We start from the raw sequence: 1,218 nt of genomic DNA, 5'->3' as shown, positions 1-1,218 counted from the left end.
TCATTGATTTCAGCCGTCCTTTCAATGATAGTCATTTTACTAATTGCATCATCATCATAAATAGCGTGTATTTCCGTTCCGTATCGCTTGTTAAGTAATCGCAACGGGTTTTCACGCCCTTTAATGTAAATGTTACCATTAGAAGTTGTGAACGCTCGATTTGACTTTGCTTCTGTATCAGATACCCCAGAAGATTTTTCAACGGCTAGGGAATTAAGTCCAATCATTGAATTTAATTCGCTGATTTTGTTCTGATATTCTCGCTTCAATTCTACTAATGCAGATGCAAGGTTAGTATTATCGAACGTGTGTATTTGGTCGGCAGGGTCAAATAGTTTACTTGCTTTTACATACGGTGTACCGTTATATAATTCAGTAACGATTTGATTAATAGTTTCATCGCCGATTTCTGACAAGAAAATTGTCATAATTTTGGCTTGAATTGTAAGTGAAAAACGTGAGCTAACTACTTCCGCCAATTCTTCTACATAATGTTGAATAATTTCAACATCAGAAGTGTAATTAAGAACTTTATTACGCAATACAACAAAGTTTCCTGTTTTTGCTTCATCTAATTCCGTAATTTCTTGCATTTCTTTAGGGCGTAATTTGTTAGGTACAATCCATTGAATATCCTTTTCATTCAATGTACGTGAATGAAAGAATAGATTTGGTTGTGAAACTGATTGATTATTCTTTGCATAACCTAGCATCATAATGACACCGTTAGTTGCTTCACCAATTACAACTTGATAATTTTGCCGTAAGGCAACTTCAACTTTTAACCAGTCAACACCGACTGTATCACCGTTGTAGTAAGCTATGCACGTTGGTAGTAATTCCATATAACGAGCAAAAAACAGGCGATAAAACCTGTTTCTATGCTCAATGACACGGCTACCAATTTCTTGCGATAATTCTGTTTCAATACCTTTAGATTTGGTAGTCATATTTCATCACTCGCTAACTAAAATTTTGTTGTAGAATGGTGAAATAGATTTGAATGAGTAGTAATGTAGCCAGTACGTTACTTCATCAGTTTCCCCATTGTAGAATGGTGGTTTCAACATTCCGTTAGTGCATCGTTTATATTTGATTGCATTTACATCAATGATTAAAGCGAATAAATCAGATGTTGGTTTGATTTCTTCAACTTTACCTGCGAATTCAGGTACAGTATCAACTGCATAAGTGAATACAGAACCTTTTTGGATTGTA

The 1,218-nt window shown here is 34.8% G+C and carries 2 protein-coding genes; both read right to left on the bottom strand.

Features of this window, described 5'->3' with window-relative positions:
* On the bottom strand, positions 1 to 950 hold a 950-nt coding region (locus N1032_RS23380), incomplete at its 3' end, for a hypothetical protein (RefSeq protein ID WP_259542749.1).
* Positions 951 to 956: 6 nt separating this feature from the next.
* On the bottom strand, positions 957 to 1,218 hold a 262-nt coding region (locus N1032_RS23375), incomplete at its 5' end, for a phage major capsid protein (RefSeq protein ID WP_259542746.1).

Origin of the sequence: Herbiconiux daphne (assembly GCF_024979295.1) — a bacterium.
In the GTDB taxonomy this organism is placed as follows: Bacteria; Actinomycetota; Actinomycetes; order Actinomycetales; family Microbacteriaceae; genus Herbiconiux; species Herbiconiux daphnes.
This window is presented reverse-complemented; position numbering and strand designations above follow the sequence as displayed.